Genomic DNA, 16,781 nt, shown 5'->3' with positions numbered 1-16,781 from the left:
AGAGTCAGCCAAGTAATTCCCGCAGTACCGCAGCGAACGCCCGGCTGCTCTGCTCTTCACCAGCATGACGGCCGTCGCGAATCACCCACTGGCCGTTGACCAGCACATCACGAATCTGCCGATCGCCGCCGGCAAACAGCCAACGGTTGAGAATGCCGTCGTCCGTGGCCGTGGCCAGGTACGGATCATTGCCGTCCAGCACCAGCCAGTCGGCACGCTGGCCGACAGTCAAAGCACCGATGTTCTGCCCCATGGCCTGGGCACCGCCGACCAGCGCGGCATCGAACAAGGTACGCCCGACCATGGGCTGATCAATGCGATACAGGCGATTGCGCCGTTGATCGCGCAGGCGCTGGCCGTATTCGAGCCAACGCAACTCTTCGACCACGCTCAACGAAACATGGCTGTCCGAGCCGATGCCCCAGCGCCCGCCTTGAGCGATGTAGTCCACCGCCGGGAAAATCCCGTCCCCCAGATTGGCCTCGGTAGTCAGGCACAGGCCCGCAACCGCCGCACTGCGCGCCATGGACGCCACTTCACCGGCATCGGCGTGGGTGGCGTGGACCAGGCACCAGCGCTGATCGACATCGACATTTTCGTACAACCACTGCAACGGCCGACGCCCGCTCCAGGCCAGGCAGTCATCGACTTCCTTCTGCTGCTCGGCGATATGGATATGCACCGGGCAAGCCTTGTCGCTGGCGGCCAGTACTTCGCTGATCTGCTGCGGCGTCACGGCGCGCAGCGAGTGGAAACACAGCCCCAGGGCCTGGGCCGGTTGCGCGGCCAACAGCGGCTTGAGCTGCGCCTGCAACGAAAGGTAGCTCTCAGTGCTGTGGATAAAACGCCGTTGTCCTTCATTGGGCGCCTGGCCGCCAAAACCGGAATGGCTGTAGAGCACCGGCAACAGGGTCAGGCCGATGCCCGCGCTGCTCGCCGCCTGGCTGATTTGCAGGGCCAGTTCCGCCGGGTTGGCGTAGGGTTGGCCGGCGCTGTCCTGATGCACGTAATGGAATTCGGCCACCGAGGTGAACCCGCCCTTGAGCATTTCGATATACAGCTGGCGGGCGATGACACCGAGTTGCTCGGGGCTGATCTTGCCGACCAGGCGATACATCAGGTCGCGCCAGGTCCAGAAACTGTCATTGGGGTTGCCCGCCACTTCCGCCAACCCGGCCATGGCGCGCTGAAAGGCGTGGGAATGCAGGTTCGGCATGCCCGGCACCACCGGTCCCTTGAGCACTTCGGCGCCCTGGGCATCGGAGTCGCTGAGCACCTGGGTCAACAGACCTTCATCGCTGACTTCGAAACGGACATTTCTGGCCCAGCCAGTGGCTAACAAGGCGCGCTCGGCGAAGAAGGCGGACATGCTCTGAACCTCATCGGTGTTAAAGTTGTATGTACATATACAGACGTTTGCTCGCTCGGTAAACTCCGGCGAGCTTGCCGCCGCTGCGCTTAATGGATAGCGTGAGCGCACTTTTGTACACTCTGCCATGCTGCCAACGTGCCAGAACCCCATTGAACAAGGATTGCCCTGTGCCGACTCCGCCTGCCGTTTCCCTGCTGGCCTCCCAGATGGGCGAAAGTCCGGCGCCGCTGTACGCCCGCGTCAAGCAAATGATCGCCCTGCAGATCCAGAACGGCACTTGGCCGCCGCACCATCGCGTGCCGTCGGAAAGCGAACTGGTCACACAGCTGGGCTTCAGCCGCATGACCATCAACCGCGCCCTGCGCGAGCTGACCGCCGAAGGGCTATTGGTGCGCATGCAGGGTGTCGGCACCTTCGTGGCAGAACCCAAGACCCAGTCGGCGCTGTTCGAAGTGCACAACATAGCCGACGAAATCGCCTCACGGGGCCATCGCCACACCTGCAAGGTGATGATCCTCGCCGAAGAAGCCGCAGGCTCCGAGCGCGCTCTGGCCCTGGACATGCGCGAGGGCCAGCGGGTGTTTCATTCGCTGATCGTGCATTACGAAAACGATATCCCGGTGCAGATCGAAGATCGTTTCGTCAACGCCTTGGTGGCGCCTGACTACCTGCGTCAGGACTTCACCGTGCAGACGCCTTATGCCTATCTATCCCAAGTCGCACCGCTGACCGAGGGCGAGCATGTGGTCGAGGCCATTCTCGCCGAGGCCGACGAGTGCAAACTGCTGCAGATTGAGCCCGGCGAGCCTTGCCTGCTGATCCGCCGCCGCACCTGGTCGGGCCGCCAGCCGGTGACCGCCGCGCGGCTGATTCACCCCGGTTCCCGCCATCGCCTTGAAGGACGTTTCAGCAAATGACCGCTATCACTGTTCTGCGCGCCGTCGACTACCCCCGCATGCCCTGGAAAAACGGCGGCGGCAGCACCGAGGAAATCACCCGGGATGCAGGTGTTGGCCTGGACGGTTTCGGCTGGCGCCTGTCGATTGCCGATATCGAAGCCTCGGGTGGCTTCTCGGTGTTCGCCGGTTACCAGCGCATCATTACCGTGTTGCAAGGCGCGGGCATGACCCTGGACGTGGACGGCCAGACCTCCCGCGAACTGCTGCCCTCGGACCCGTTCGCCTTCAGTGGCGACAGCACCGTCAGCTGCACCCTGCTCGACGGCCCGATCCGCGACTTCAACCTGATCTACGCACCGCAACGCTACAGCGCCCGCCTGCAATGGCTCGACGTACGCCTGCCGCAGCGCCTGTTCAGCTCGGCCAATACCCTGCTGCTATTCAGCGTGGCCGAGCAAGTGGCGGTAGGCATTGGTAACAGCCCGTGGGAAATGCTGGGCAAGCATGACTGCCTGCAGGTGGATAACAACCAGGGCCTGCTGGAAATCGAATTGCAGGCGCCGAGTGCCAGCCGGTGTTGTGTGATTGAATTGAGCGAAATAACCAGCTGAGCCCAAACGGAGAGCAAATTCTGTGGGAGCGAATTCATTCGCGAAAAGGCCGGTACATCCAACACATCTTGGCCACCTGAAATATCGCTTTCGCGGATAAATCCGCTCCCACACTGCTCAACTCCCCGTCGCCCAAAAATATTTTCAAAGCACTGCATCCAGATCCCGTCCCCGCGTGTAGTACCACCAGCAGCCATTCAGGCTGCTGAGCGCGGGTTACTTATCTGGAGATTTCTGCATGAACGCAAAACGCTTGCTCTGCCTGACCGCCCTGATCTGTGTGGCCCCGGTCGCCCTGGCCCAGACCGATCTGCCGGAAACCGTGCGCGTGCCTGCCGGGCACAAGATCAGCATGGAAACCACCGGCGTCGGCGAGATCACCTACGAATGCCGCGACAAGGCCAATATGCCCGGTCAGCTGGAGTGGACCTTCGTCGGCCCCAAGGCCGTGCTCAATGACCGTAGCGGCAAGGCCGTCGGCAACTATTTCGGCCCACCGGCCACCTGGGAAGCCAAAGACGGCTCGAAAGTAACCGGCACTCAAGTCGCCGTGGCGCCGTCCAGCGCAGGCAATCTGCCGTATCAACTGGTCAAGGCCAACCCTGCCGAAGGCAAGGGCGCCATGCACGGTGTTGCTTACATCCAGCGCGTGGCACTCAAGGGCGGCGTAGCGCCGACCACGGCCTGTGCCGCCGCCAACAAAGGCGCCAAGGAAGTGGTCAAGTATCAGGCCGACTACATCTTCTGGGCCAGTAACTGAGCCAGTGACCGCGCAGCGCAGGAACTCGGCTATGCTCCTGCGCACGCCCGGCCATGGATGACTGATTGACGTGTCCTCGTACGAATCCAGCTTTGACTACGAAGCCACCCTGCATGCCTGCGCCCGCGGCGAGCGGCAGGCCTTGCAGCGTCTGTACGAACAGGAAAGCCCGCGCCTGTTGGGCGTGGTCTTGCGCCTGGTACGGGACAAGGGCATGGCCGAGGACATCGTGCATGACGCTTTCATCAAGATCTGGACACGTGCCGCGAGCTTCGATCAGACCCGCGGCTCGGCCCGTGGCTGGATCTTCAGCCTGACCCGCCACCTGGCCCTGAATGTCTTGCGCGACAAGACCTGGGAAGTCAGCGGCGATGACGATCTTGAGCAAAGCGAAGCAACCCTCGAGGGCTGGCAGGAAACCACCGACTCTTTCGACTGGCGCGCCAACCCCGGCCGCGTGCAGCATTGCCTGGAACAACTGGAACCGGTGCGCCGCAACTGTGTGTTTCACGCTTACGTGGACGGTTACACCCATCAGGAAATTGCGCAGAAGATCGGCGCGCCCCTGGGCACGGTCAAGGCCTGGATCAAACGCAGCCTGAACGCATTGCGCGAGTGCATCGGATGAATACACCCACAGACGATATCCACAGCCTGGCCGGCGAATATGTGCTCGGCACCCTGTCGCCCCGTCAGCGCCGAGAGGTTGAACAACGCCTGAGCCGCGAGCCGCAATTGCAGGCCGCCGTCGATGCCTGGGAAGCACGCCTGCTGCCCCTGACCGCGCTGGCAGCACCGGTCACGCCACCGGCCAATCTGTGGGCACGACTTGAGCGCAGCCTGGACAATCTCAATCCCGGCGGCACCGCTCCGACACGCTGGTGGGACAGCCTGGCAGTCTGGCGCGGTCTGGCTGGCGCAGGTCTGGCAGCCACCCTGGTTCTGGGTGTGAACCTTGCCATTCGCCCTGCGCCCTCACCGTCTTGGCTGGTGGTCCTGGTCGCGCCGCAGGACAAGGCTCCAGGCTGGGTAATACAGGCTGCCAACAATAAGGAAATCCAACTGATTCCGCTGGGCGTCGCCGAAGTCCCGGCGGATAAAGCATTGGAATTCTGGACCAAAGCCGATGGCTGGCAAGGCCCGGTTTCCCTGGGGCTGGTCAAGCCTGGCGAGACCCTGCACGTTCCCCTCGACAAGCTGCCGCCCCTGCAACCCAACCAGCTATTCGAGCTGACCCTGGAAAAACCCACCGGCTCACCCATCGGCAAACCTACCGGGCCTATCCAGTTCATTGGTCGCGCGGTGAAGGTCATCTAAGCACGCACCACTGTGTTACCTGACGCCCCAGAATGACGCAAAAACCCGTCACGGTAACAGCTTTGCCTTCCTGCAAGCGTTCCCGCCGCACGCAGCTGGCTTCTCTGAAAGCCTTTGCAACAAAGGCCTTGAGCCGGATATCGAAGTACGTCCAACTCAAAAAAACCAAGTTGGTCTTTCAATTGCATATGCTTGTATGTACAAGTAAAGATGTGTGCGCATGAGCTACAAAGAAGCACCATGCGCCACCCCAACGAATTCGGACCTGCGAGGCAGGTCCTCGCCCATCATCGGGCTGGTTTCTGGATCGATCGCTGAGGAGTTTTTTTCGTGACTGAGAATAATCAAGACTTGAATCAAAAATGGACCCGGCATCGTAACGTCGAAGTCCGCGCTGCCCGTGGCACTACGCTGACCGCCAAGAGCTGGTTGACCGAAGCACCGCTGCGCATGCTGATGAACAACCTTGACCCGGAAGTCGCGGAAAACCCCAACGAGCTGGTGGTCTACGGCGGTATCGGCCGTGCCGCACGCAACTGGGAATGCTACGACAAGATCGTCGAAAGCCTGACCAACCTGAATGACGACGAGACCCTGCTGGTGCAGTCCGGCAAGCCGGTCGGCGTATTCAAGACCCACAGCAATGCGCCACGGGTGCTGATTGCCAACTCCAACCTGGTACCGCACTGGGCCAACTGGGAACACTTCAACGAACTGGATGCCAAGGGCCTGGCCATGTACGGCCAGATGACCGCCGGCAGCTGGATCTACATCGGCAGCCAGGGCATCGTTCAGGGCACCTACGAAACCTTCGTCGAAGCCGGTCGCCAGCATTACAACGGCAGTCTCAAAGGCAAGTGGGTACTGACTGCAGGCCTGGGTGGCATGGGTGGCGCACAACCGCTGGCCGCCGGTATGGCCGGCGCCTGCTCGCTGAACATCGAATGCCAGCAGAGCCGCATCGACTTCCGCCTCAAGACCCGCTACGTCGACGAACAGGCCACTGACCTGGACGACGCCCTGGCGCGTATCGCCAAATACACCGCCGAAGGCAAGGCCATCTCCATCGCTCTGTGCGGCAACGCGGCTGAAATCCTCCCGGAAATGGTCCGCCGTGGTGTGCGCCCGGACATGGTCACCGACCAGACCAGCGCCCACGACCCGCTCAACGGCTACCTGCCAAAAGGCTGGAGCTGGGACGAGTACCGCGCCCGCGCCATCACCGAGCCTGCCGCCGTGGTCAAGGCCGCCAAGCAATCGATGGCCGAGCACGTCGAAGCCATGCTGGCCTTTCAGAAAGCTGGCGTGCCGACCTTCGACTACGGCAACAACATCCGTCAGATGGCCAAGGAAGAAGGCGTGGCCAATGCCTTCGACTTCCCGGGCTTCGTTCCCGCCTACATTCGTCCTCTGTTCTGCCGTGGCGTAGGCCCTTTCCGCTGGGCCGCGCTGTCGGGCAACCCGCAAGACATCTACAAGACCGACGCCAAGGTCAAGGAACTGATCCCGGACGACGCTCACCTGCACAACTGGCTGGACATGGCCCGCGAGCGCATCAGCTTCCAAGGCCTGCCGGCACGTATCTGCTGGGTCGGCCTGGGCCAGCGCGCCAAGCTGGGCCTGGCGTTCAACGAAATGGTCCGCAGCGGCGAGCTGTCCGCACCGGTGGTAATCGGTCGCGACCACCTGGACTCCGGCTCGGTATCCAGCCCGAACCGTGAAACCGAATCGATGCGCGACGGCTCTGATGCAGTGTCCGACTGGCCACTGCTCAACGCCCTGCTCAACACCGCCAGCGGCGCGACCTGGGTGTCCCTGCACCACGGCGGCGGCGTCGGCATGGGCTTCTCGCAGCATTCGGGCATGGTCATCGTCTGTGACGGCACCGACGAAGCGGCCGAGCGTATTGCTCGCGTGCTGCACAACGACCCGGCGACCGGTGTCATGCGCCACGCCGATGCCGGTTACCAGATCGCCATTGATTGCGCCAAGGAACAGGGACTGAATCTGCCGATGATCACGGGCTGATCCGCACACGAAACCGTTGATATCTGTTGGAGCCGGGCTTGCCCGCGAAAAGGCCGGTACATCCGCCAAATTTTTCTCGGTTGAAAAATCGCATTCGCGGGCAAGCCCGGCTCCAACGGGGTTAGGTTCCACAATTCAGACGTTGCAATCAGAACGACACAGGAAGGGGGCAGCCATAAGCCCCATCCACAGGCTGGATGCCTTTTCGACTGCCGCACTACCTTCAGATGATTAGGAGCGTCAAAACAATGAAAACGAAAAAGGCCCTGCTGACGACTTTACTTTCAGTCGGCCTGCTCGCCAGTGGCGCGAGCCAGGCGGCTGGCTGGTGCGAATCGGGCAAGGAAGTGAAGTTTGCCGAACTGAACTGGGAAAGCGCCATGCTGCTGACCGACGTGCTCAAAGTCGTGTTGGACAAGGGCTATGGCTGCAAAGTGGATTCGTTGCCCGGCAACTCCATCACCATGGAAAACGCCCTGAGTTCCAATGACATCCAGATTTTTGCCGAAGAATGGGTTGGCCGCAGCGAGGTCTGGAACAAGGCCGCTGCCGCCGGCAAAGTCGTCGGCGTCGGGGCACCGATTGTCGGCGCCATCGAAGGCTGGTATGTACCGCGCTACGTGATCGAAGGCGACGCCAAGCGCAAACTGGCTGCCAAGGCACCTGACCTCAAGTCCATCGGCGACCTGGCCAAGTACCAGGCCCTGTTCAAGGATGCCGAAGAGCCAGGCAAAGGCCGCTTCTACAACTGCCCGGCCGGCTGGACCTGCGAGCTGGAAAACAGCGAGATGCTGAAAAGCTATGGCCTGGAAGACAAGTACACCAACTTCCGCCCAGGCACCGGCCCGGCCCTGGATGCAGCCATCCTGTCGAGCTACAAGCGTGGCGAGCCGATCCTGGCCTACTACTGGTCGCCAACGCCGCTGATGGGTGAAGTCGACATGGTGCGCCTGGAAGAAAAAGCTGGCGTGAACAAGACCATCGACATCAAGGTCGGTCTGTCCAAGGCCTTCCACGAACAGGCTCCGGAACTGGTCGCGGTACTGGAAAAGGTCAATCTGCCCATCGATCTGTTGAACCAGAACCTGGCACGCATGACCAAAGACCGTATCGAATCGCCTAAGCTGGCGAAGATTTTCCTGAAAGAGCATCCGGAAGTCTGGCACCAGTGGGTCAGCGCCGATGCCGCGAAGAAGGTAGACGCTTCGCTGTAAGCCAGCCCAGGGTCTGTTCGCCCCGGTATATAAGGGGCGAACGGCCTCTGCGGGCGGAGCCTTTGCTCGCCAAGCCTATTTGACTGAGAGCCCTCTATGTTCCCCGAAAGCTTTACCTTCTCAATCGCCAACTGGGTAAATGGCTGGGTCGATTCCCTGGTCACCAATTATGGCGATGTGTTTCGGCAGATCTCCGACACCCTGCTGTGGGCCATCGTCAATCTGGAAGGCCTGCTGCGCATGGCGCCCTGGTGGTTGATGCTGGCAATTGTCGGCGGTATTGCCTGGCACGCCACGCGCAAAGTCACCAGTACCGTGGCAATCGTCGGCCTGCTGTTCCTGGTCGGCGCGGTCGGCCTGTGGGACAAGCTGATGCAGACTCTGGCCCTGATGATGGTGGCCACGATCATTTCCGTGCTGATCGGTATTCCCCTGGGAATTCTTTCGGCCCGCAGCAATCGCCTGCGCTCGATCCTGATGCCCTTGCTGGACATCATGCAGACCATGCCCAGCTTCGTTTACCTGATCCCGGTGCTGATGCTGTTCGGCCTGGGCAAGGTCCCGGCGATCTTCGCCACGGTGATCTACGCCGCGCCGCCGCTGATCCGTCTCACCGATCTGGGCATCCGCCAAGTGGACGGCGAAGTCATGGAAGCTATCAACGCTTTCGGTGCCAACCGCTGGCAACAACTGTTCGGCGTGCAACTGCCCCTGGCCCTGCCGAGCATCATGGCCGGGATCAACCAGACCACCATGATGGCCCTGTCGATGGTGGTGATTGCCTCGATGATCGGTGCCCGTGGCCTGGGCGAAGATGTACTGATCGGTATCCAGACCCTCAACGTCGGCCGCGGTCTCGAAGCCGGCCTGGCCATTGTGATTCTCGCGGTAGTCATTGACCGCATTACCCAGGCCTACGGCAGGCCCCGGCATGAGGCGAGCAAATGAATGGCGCGCAGATGAACAAGATCGAAGTTCGTAACGTATTCAAGATTTTCGGCAGCCGCGAGAAAGACGCACTGGCGATGATCAAGCAAGGCAAGAGCAAGGATCAGGTCCTGGCCGATACCGGCTGCGTGGTGGGTGTGAACGATTTGTCGCTGTCCATCGGCAGCGGCGAAATCTTCGTCATCATGGGCCTGTCCGGCTCCGGCAAGTCGACCCTGGTGCGCCACTTCAATCGCCTGATCGACCCGACCAGCGGCGAAATCCTGGTCGATGGCGAGGACATCCTGCGCTACGACATGGAAGCCCTGCGCCAATTTCGCCGCAAGAAGATCAGCATGGTGTTCCAGAGCTTTGGCCTGCTGCCCCACAAAACCGTGCTCGACAACGTCGCCTACGGCCTGAAAGTGCGCGGTGAAACCAAGGCGTTCTGCGCCGAGCGTGCCCTGCACTGGATCAGCACCGTGGGCCTCAAAGGCTACGAGAACAAGTATCCGCACCAGCTGTCCGGCGGCATGCGCCAGCGGGTCGGTCTGGCGCGTGCCTTGGCTGCCGACACCGATGTGATCTTGATGGACGAGGCCTTCAGCGCCCTCGACCCGTTGATCCGCGCCGAGATGCAGGACCAGTTGCTGGAATTGCAGAAGACTTTGCAAAAGACCATCGTCTTCATTACCCATGACCTCGATGAGGCCGTGCGCATCGGCAACCGCATTGCGATCCTCAAGGACGGGCGGTTAATCCAGGTCGGCACGCCAAAAGAAATCCTCCACACGCCTGCCGACGATTACGTTGACCGTTTCGTCCAGCGCCGGGTGGCAACGCTTTAAACAGGACATCACCACACGCCGCAGCTCATGCGCCACAAGCGCAGGGCATGCAGGAGCCAGCTCTGAGCCAGCGGCAGCCAATTTTCCAGGAGTATCGACGTGAACCAACTGAATCTGATCCCAGGCCAACTGACCCTGAGCCAACTGCGGGATATCTACCTCCAGCCCCTGACCCTGAAGCTGGACGGCAGCGCCGACCAACAGATTAAAGACAGCGTGGCCTGCGTCGAGCAGATCCTGGCCGAGAACCGCACCGCCTACGGCATCAACACTGGCTTCGGCCTGCTGGCATCGACCCGCATCGCCAGCGCCGACCTGGAAAACCTGCAACGCTCCCTGGTGCTGTCCCATGCCGCCGGTGTCGGCGTGCCGATCAGCGATGAGCTGGTGCGTCTGATCATGGTGCTCAAGGTCAACAGCCTGAGCCGCGGCTTCTCCGGGATTCGCCGGGTGGTGATCGATGCTCTGATCGCGCTGATCAATGCCCAGGTGTATCCGCACATTCCGCTCAAGGGTTCCGTGGGCGCTTCCGGCGACCTCGCGCCATTGGCGCACATGTCGTTGGTGCTGCTGGGTGAAGGCAAGGCTCGCCACAAGGGCAAATGGCTGAATGCCGTCGATGCCCTCGCCGTGGCTGGTCTCAAGCCCCTGACCCTGGCGGCCAAGGAGGGCCTGGCACTGCTCAACGGCACCCAGGTGTCCACCGCCTATGCCCTGCGTGGCCTGTTCGAAGGTGAAGACCTGTTCGCTGCCGCGCTGTCCTGCGGCGCCCTGACCGTGGAAGCCGTGCTCGGCTCGCGTTCGCCGTTCGATGCGCGCATCCATGCCGCCCGTGGCCAGCGCGGCCAGATCGATGCCGCCGCCTGCTATCGCGAGCTGCTGGGCGAGAGCAGCGAAGTCTCCGACTCTCACCGTGATTGCGACAAGGTTCAGGACCCCTACTCCCTGCGCTGCCAGCCGCAAGTCATGGGCGCTTGCCTGACCCAATTGCGCCAGGCTGCTGAAGTGCTGTCAGTGGAAGCCAACGCGGTATCCGACAACCCGCTGGTATTCGCTGCAGAAAACGAAGTGATCTCCGGCGGCAACTTCCACGCAGAACCTGTCGCCATGGCTGCCGACAACCTCGCCCTTGCCCTGGCGGAAATCGGTTCTCTGAGCGAACGCCGTATCTCGCTGATGATGGACAAGCACATGTCGCAACTGCCGCCATTCCTGGTGGCCAATGGCGGGGTCAACTCCGGCTTCATGATCGCCCAGGTTACGGCTGCGGCCCTGGCCAGTGAAAACAAGGCGCTGTCGCATCCGCACAGCGTCGACAGCCTGCCGACGTCGGCCAACCAGGAAGACCACGTCTCCATGGCGCCAGCTGCGGGTAAACGTCTGTGGGAAATGGCGGAAAACACTCGCGGTATTCTCGCCGTGGAATGGCTGGCAGCCTGCCAGGGCCTGGACCTGCGTAATGGCCTGAAGACCTCAGTCAAACTTGAAAAAGCCCGCACTACCCTGCGTGACAAGGTGGCGCACTATGACAAGGACCGCTTCTTTGCACCGGATATCGAAGCGGCCAGTGAGCTGCTGTCTTCGGCGTGCCTGAATGAGCTGGTGCCGGCGGGTGTGTTGCCGAGCCTGTAATGATCACAATCTGACCCGGCATATATGAATGCTTGATGTGGGAGCGAATTCATTCGCGAAAGCGGTCTGACCAGCGATATGCATGCGTCGAATGTACTGGCCTCTTCGCGAATGAATTCGCTCCCACAGAATTCGCCTCAACAAAATTCAGTCCCACAGGATTGGCTATCACATTGGCCATAACCTTTTCTGGAGCCCCCGAATGAAAACCCTCTGGCAACACTGTCACGCCGCAACCATGGCGCAGGGCACTTATTCGATCATCGAGAGCGCGGCAATCGTCACCTCGGGCACGCTGATCGAGTGGATCGGCCCGCAGTCGGAGCTAACCGCTACGGATTTTGATCAGATCGTTGACCTGAACGGTGCCTGGGTCACGCCGGGGCTGATCGACTGCCACACTCACACGGTATTCGGCGGCAATCGCAGCGGCGAGTTCGAGCAGCGCCTTCAAGGCGTGAGCTATGCCGAGATCGCCGCTGCCGGTGGTGGTATTGCCAGCACCGTGCGCGCTACCCGCGCCGCCACTGAAGATGAACTGTTCGCCAGCGCCGAACGCCGCCTCAAGCAGTTGCTCAAGGACGGCGTGACCACGGTGGAGATGAAATCCGGCTACGGCCTGGACCTGGAAAACGAACGCAAGACCCTGCGCGTCATCCGCCGCCTGGGCGCAAGCCTGCCGGTCAGCGTGCGCGCCACCTGCCTGGCGGCCCACGCCCTGCCGCCGGAATACGCCAACCGTGCCGACGACTATATCCAGCATATCTGCGACGAAATGCTTCCGGCCCTGGCCGCCGAAGGGCTGGTCGATGCCGTGGATGCGTTCTGCGAGTACCTGGCCTTTTCCCCGGCCCAGGTCGAAAAGCTGTTTATTCGCGCCCATGAGCTGGAGCTGCCGGTGAAGCTGCACGCCGAACAGCTGTCGTCGCTGGCAGGGTCAAGCCTGGCAGCGCGCTATCAGGCGCTGTCGGCAGATCATCTGGAGTTCATGACCGAAGATGACGCCATCGCCATGGGCGCTGCCGGGACGGTCGCGGTGTTGCTGCCGGGAGCGTTTTACTTCCTCCGGGAAACCCAGCTGCCTCCCATGGATGCCCTGCGCAAACATGGCGTGAAGATTGCCATTTCCACCGACCTTAACCCCGGCACTTCGCCTGGCCTGTCTTTGCGCCTGATGCTGAACATGGCTTGCACCCTATTCCGCATGACGCCCGAAGAAGCCCTGGCTGGCGTCACCCTCCATGCAGCGCAGGCCTTGGGCATGGCGCACACTCATGGCTCGCTGGAAGCGGGCAAGGTCGCCGATTTCGTCGCCTGGAATATCGATCGGCCGGCCGATCTGGCCTACTGGCTGGGCGGTGATCTGGACAAGCGCATCGTCCGCCACGGCGTTGAATCACTGATTTAAGGAGAACCCTGTGGATAACGTTCTGACATTCCAGCGCGGCAGCGTGCCGCTGTTGATCAGCATGCCCCACCCCGGCCTGCGCCTGACCCCGGCGGTCGCGGACGGTCTGGTCGACGATGCCCTCGGTCTCTCGGATACCGACTGGCATATCCCCCAGCTCTACGACTTCGCCGCCGAGCTGGGTGCCAGCACGCTGGCCGCCGAGTACTCGCGCTTTGTCATCGACCTCAATCGCCCGTCCGACGACAAGCCGCTGTACGCAGGCGCCACCACCGGGCTGTTCCCGTCGATTCTGTTCGATGGCGTGCCGCTGTTCAAGGACGGCCAGGCACCGAGCGCCGAAGAGCGCGCCCGGTATCTGGCCGAGATCTGGACGCCGTACCACGACACCCTGCAACAGGAACTGACACGGCTGCGCGATGAGTTCGGCTATGCCCTGCTGTTCGATGCCCACTCGATTCGCGGGCATATCCCCCATCTGTTCGAAGGTCGCCTGCCCGACTTCAACCTCGGCACCTTCAACGGCGCCAGCTGCGACGCCGAACTGGCCCGCCGCCTGGAAGCCACCTGCGCCCAAGCCAGTGCCTACAGCCATGTGCTGAACGGGCGCTTCAAGGGCGGCCATATCACCCGCCACTACGGCGACCCGGCCAACCATATCCACGCCGTGCAACTGGAGCTGACGCAAAGCACCTACATGGAAGAGTTCGCCCCGTTCAACTACCGCCCGGACCTGGCCGCGCCAACCCGGGAGGTGCTGAAGAAGTTGCTGCAGACCTTTATTGCGTGGGGCCAGGAAAAATACCCTCGATAGCACCCGTGTGAATCTGTGGGACCGGCTTTAGCCGGTCCCACAAGGTTCCCAAACGCCGTTATTTCTTCAACAACCGCAACCCGTTAAACACCACCAGCAAACTCACGCCCATATCGGCAAACACCGCCATCCACATGGTCGCGGTCCCGGCAAAGGTCATCACCAGGAACACCACCTTGATCACCAACGCCAGGGTGATGTTCTGCATCAGCACCGCCGAAGTATCGCGGGACAGGCGGATAAACGCCGGGATCTTGCGCAGATCATCGTCCATCAGGGCGACATCGGCGGTTTCGATAGCCGTATCGGTGCCTGCCGCCGCCATGGCGAAACCAATCTCGGATCGAGCCAGTGCCGGCGCGTCGTTGATACCGTCACCGACCATACCGACACGATGCCCCTGGGCGTACAGCGCTTCGATGGCTTGCAGCTTGTCCACCGGCAACAGATCGCCCTTGGCCTGATCGATACCCACTTGGGCGGCAATCGCATTGGCGGTGTGCGGGTTATCGCCGGTGAGCATCAAGGTCTTGATACCCATGGCATGCAGCTGTTCGATGGCTTCGCGACTACTGTCCTTGACCGTATCGGCCACGGCGAACAGCGCCAGCGGACCCGACGCATCCAGCAACAACACCACGGTCTTGCCCTGACGCTCCAGCACGTCCAGACGCGCTTCCAACTCCAGCGAACACAGCTTCAGCTCTTCCACCAGGCGATGGTTGCCCAGGTGATAGGTCACGCCGTCGATATCGCCGCGCACGCCACGACCGGTCAGCGCTTCGAAGTTGGCGACTTCATGGGCCACCCCGCCTTCATTGGCCTTGGCAATCGCCAGAGACACCGGGTGATCTGAACGCCCACCCAGGCTCGCCGCTAACGTCGCCGCTTGCTCGGCAAAGGCCGGGTTGAGCACGACGAAATCGGTCTGCACCGGTTTGCCGTGGGTGATGGTGCCGGTCTTGTCCAGGGCCAGGTAGTCGAGCTTGCGACCCATCTCCAGATACACGCCGCCCTTGATCAGAATGCCCTTTCTCGCCGCAGCCGCCAGGCCGCTGACGATACTAACGGGTGTGGAAATCACCAAGGCACAAGGGCAGGCCACCACCAGCAGCACCAGCGCCCGGTAGATCCAGTCAAACCAGGCGGCGCCCATGAACAACGGCGGAATCAGTGCCATGGCGAGGGCAATCAGGAAGACCGCCGGGGTGTAGATCCGCGAGAAGCTGTCGACAAAGCGCTGGGTCGGCGCCCGCGCACCTTGCGCAGCTTCTACCGCATGAATGATTCGCGCCAGGGTCGATTGACTGGCAGCCGCCGTCACCCTGTACTCAAGGGAGCCGGACTGGTTGATGGTCCCGGCAAATACCTTGTCGCCCACGCCCTTTTCCACCGGCAGGCTTTCCCCGGTAATCGGTGCCTGATCGATGGTCGAATGGCCCTCGACCACCTCACCATCCAGGCCCACACGCTCGCCGGGCTTGATCCGCACCATCGCGCCCAGTTCGATGCCTTTAACTTCACGTTCCAGCCAGCTGCCGTCAGCCTGACGGACTGTTGCCAGCTCCGGCGCAAGCTGCATCAGACCGCTGATGGCATTGCGTGCACGGTCGAGGGACTTGGCTTCAATCAGTTCGGCCACGGTAAACAGGAACATCACCATGGCCGCTTCCGGCCATTGCCCGATCAGCACGGCGCCGGTGACGGCGATGCTCATCAGGGCATTGATATTCAGATTGAGGTTTTTCAGGGCGATCCAGCCCTTTTTATAGGTACTCAAACCACCACTGAGGATTGCCACCAGAGCGACCAGTGCCACGACCCAGTTGGGTGCCAGTTGGGTGAAATGAATCACCTCCGCAGACACGGCAGCCACACCCGACAACGCCAATGGCCACCAATGCTTGGCAACCGGTGCGGGCGCGTCGGGTGCATCTACACCCTCTTCCAGCAGATCGGCCTGCATGCCCAGGGTGCCGATGGCTTCGCTGATCAGCGTCGGCGACGGCAGTTCGTGCCAGACGCCCAGCAAGCGGTTGATCAGATTGAATTCGAGCTTCTGCACGCCCGTCATCTTGCCGAGCTTGTTCTGGATCAGCGTCTGCTCGGTAGGACAATCCATCGCTTCGATACGGAAACGGCTGAACTGCGCGCCAGCTACCGGCTCGCTCAAGGTCACAGTCGCTGGCGCAGCTTCAGGCGCGCAGCAGCTATGGGCGTGAGAGCCACAGGCCTTTACCGGCGTGAGCTTGCCATGGCCGTGATCGTGATCGTGATCGTGATCGTGATCGTGATCGTGATCGTGATCGTGATCGTGATCGGTGTGATCATGCGTTGAATGTGTATGTGCCTTGTGTTCCATGAACGGACCCCTTGACTTGCTTGAGGTCAAGTGAACACCCTGTAGCCACTTCAGGGTCAAGCACTCAAACGAGATTGATGCTCATGAAAATTGGTGAACTGGCAAAACTGACCGACGCCCAGGTAGAAACCATCCGCTATTACGAGCGAGAAGGCCTGCTCCCGGCCCCGGCGCGCAGCGATGGCAATTACCGGCTGTACACCCAGGCCCACGTCGAGCGCCTGACTTTTATCCGCAACTGTCGCAGCCTGGACATGACCCTGGATGAGATCCGCAGCCTGCTCAACCTGCGCGACAGCCCCCAGGATCAATGCGAGAGCATCAATGCGCTGATCGACGAGCATATCGAACACGTCAACGCCCGCATCACCAGCCTGCAAGCCTTGCAGCAACAGCTGCTCGACCTGCGCGAGCGTTGCGGCGACGCGGCGGATCATTGCGGGATTCTGGATCGGCTGGAGGCCAGCGGCGGGGTCGCAGCGCCCGAAGGCGAGCCTTCACATGTAGGGCGTAGTCACGGGCATTGAGGGGGAGGAATCTGAGCTAATGATTCTGTGGCGGCTGATTCTGTGGGAGCGAATTCATTCGC

Annotated in this window: 15 protein-coding genes; 13 read left to right on the top strand and 2 right to left on the bottom strand. The window is 61.5% G+C overall.

The window, feature by feature from the left end; genetic code table 11:
• Positions 1-4 precede the first annotated feature (4 nt).
• Positions 5-1,369, bottom strand: coding sequence for a formimidoylglutamate deiminase (locus tag M2401_RS15740; RefSeq protein ID WP_259104219.1), 1,365 nt, complete (start codon positions 1,367-1,369; stop codon positions 5-7).
• Between the two features lie 209 nt (positions 1,370-1,578).
• On the opposite strand from M2401_RS15740, the gene hutC reads away from it, so the two are divergent.
• The 12 genes from hutC to hutG all read left to right on the top strand — a co-directional run bounded on the left by hutC (position 1,579) and on the right by hutG (position 13,830).
• Positions 1,579-2,289: a histidine utilization repressor gene (gene hutC, locus M2401_RS15735; RefSeq protein WP_259104481.1), complete on the top strand. Its 711-nt coding sequence runs from the start codon at positions 1,579-1,581 to the stop codon at positions 2,287-2,289.
• The gene (locus M2401_RS15730) at positions 2,286-2,882 is read left to right on the top strand and encodes a HutD family protein (RefSeq protein WP_259104218.1); all 597 of its coding nucleotides are present in this window, start codon (positions 2,286-2,288) and stop codon (positions 2,880-2,882) included. The genes hutC and M2401_RS15730 overlap by 4 nt, the downstream gene beginning before the upstream one ends.
• Positions 2,883-3,120: 238 nt before the next feature.
• Complete coding sequence (locus M2401_RS15725) at positions 3,121-3,642, top strand: DUF3455 domain-containing protein (protein ID WP_259104217.1); 522 nt, start codon at positions 3,121-3,123, stop codon at positions 3,640-3,642.
• Between the two features lie 70 nt (positions 3,643-3,712).
• Entirely contained in the window at positions 3,713-4,270 is a 558-nt protein-coding gene (locus M2401_RS15720; protein WP_259104216.1) for a sigma-70 family RNA polymerase sigma factor, read from the top strand.
• Positions 4,267-4,959: an anti-sigma factor domain-containing protein gene (locus M2401_RS15715; protein WP_259104215.1), complete on the top strand. Its 693-nt coding sequence runs from the start codon at positions 4,267-4,269 to the stop codon at positions 4,957-4,959. The genes M2401_RS15720 and M2401_RS15715 overlap by 4 nt, the downstream gene beginning before the upstream one ends.
• A 330-nt stretch (positions 4,960-5,289) precedes the next feature.
• Entirely contained in the window at positions 5,290-6,987 is a 1,698-nt protein-coding gene (gene hutU, locus M2401_RS15710; RefSeq protein ID WP_259104214.1) for a urocanate hydratase, read from the top strand.
• A 248-nt stretch (positions 6,988-7,235) separates the two neighbouring features.
• Entirely contained in the window at positions 7,236-8,201 is a 966-nt protein-coding gene (locus M2401_RS15705) for an ABC transporter substrate-binding protein (protein WP_259104213.1), read from the top strand.
• 96 nt (positions 8,202-8,297) lie between these two features.
• Positions 8,298-9,149: a proline/glycine betaine ABC transporter permease gene (locus M2401_RS15700; protein WP_259104212.1), complete on the top strand. Its 852-nt coding sequence runs from the start codon at positions 8,298-8,300 to the stop codon at positions 9,147-9,149.
• Positions 9,146-9,976 carry a glycine betaine/L-proline ABC transporter ATP-binding protein gene (locus M2401_RS15695; RefSeq protein ID WP_259104210.1) on the top strand — a complete coding sequence of 277 codons (831 nt, stop codon included), beginning with the start codon at positions 9,146-9,148 and terminating at the stop codon, positions 9,974-9,976. Before M2401_RS15700 ends, M2401_RS15695 begins: the two co-directional genes overlap by 4 nt.
• A 99-nt stretch (positions 9,977-10,075) precedes the next feature.
• On the top strand, positions 10,076-11,608 hold the full coding sequence (hutH, locus tag M2401_RS15690) for a histidine ammonia-lyase (protein ID WP_259104209.1): 1,533 nt from the start codon (positions 10,076-10,078) through the stop codon (positions 11,606-11,608).
• Positions 11,609-11,810: 202 nt separating this feature from the next.
• Positions 11,811-13,016 (top strand): imidazolonepropionase, encoded by a 1,206-nt coding sequence (gene hutI / locus M2401_RS15685; protein ID WP_259104208.1) that lies wholly within the window; start codon positions 11,811-11,813, stop codon positions 13,014-13,016.
• Between the two features lie 10 nt (positions 13,017-13,026).
• A complete protein-coding gene (gene hutG, locus M2401_RS15680; protein WP_259104207.1) occupies positions 13,027-13,830 on the top strand; it encodes an N-formylglutamate deformylase in 804 nt (267 codons plus the stop codon).
• A 58-nt stretch (positions 13,831-13,888) separates the two neighbouring features.
• Here hutG and M2401_RS15675 read toward each other — a convergent pair whose 3' ends face one another.
• Positions 13,889-16,009 (bottom strand): heavy metal translocating P-type ATPase, encoded by a 2,121-nt coding sequence (locus tag M2401_RS15675; protein ID WP_259104480.1) that lies wholly within the window; start codon positions 16,007-16,009, stop codon positions 13,889-13,891.
• A 266-nt stretch (positions 16,010-16,275) separates the two neighbouring features.
• Here M2401_RS15675 and cadR point away from each other — a divergent pair, with 266 nt between their 5' ends.
• Complete coding sequence (gene cadR, locus M2401_RS15670; RefSeq protein ID WP_259104206.1) at positions 16,276-16,719, top strand: Cd(II)/Pb(II)-responsive transcriptional regulator; 444 nt, start codon at positions 16,276-16,278, stop codon at positions 16,717-16,719.
• The last annotated feature ends 62 nt before the right edge of the window (positions 16,720-16,781 follow it).

The sequence above is a fragment of the Pseudomonas sp. JUb42 genome (genome assembly GCF_024807945.1).
GTDB lineage: Bacteria > Pseudomonadota > Gammaproteobacteria > Pseudomonadales > Pseudomonadaceae > Aquipseudomonas.
Note: the sequence above shows the minus strand (reverse complement) of the source record. Positions and strands in the feature narration are given on the sequence as shown.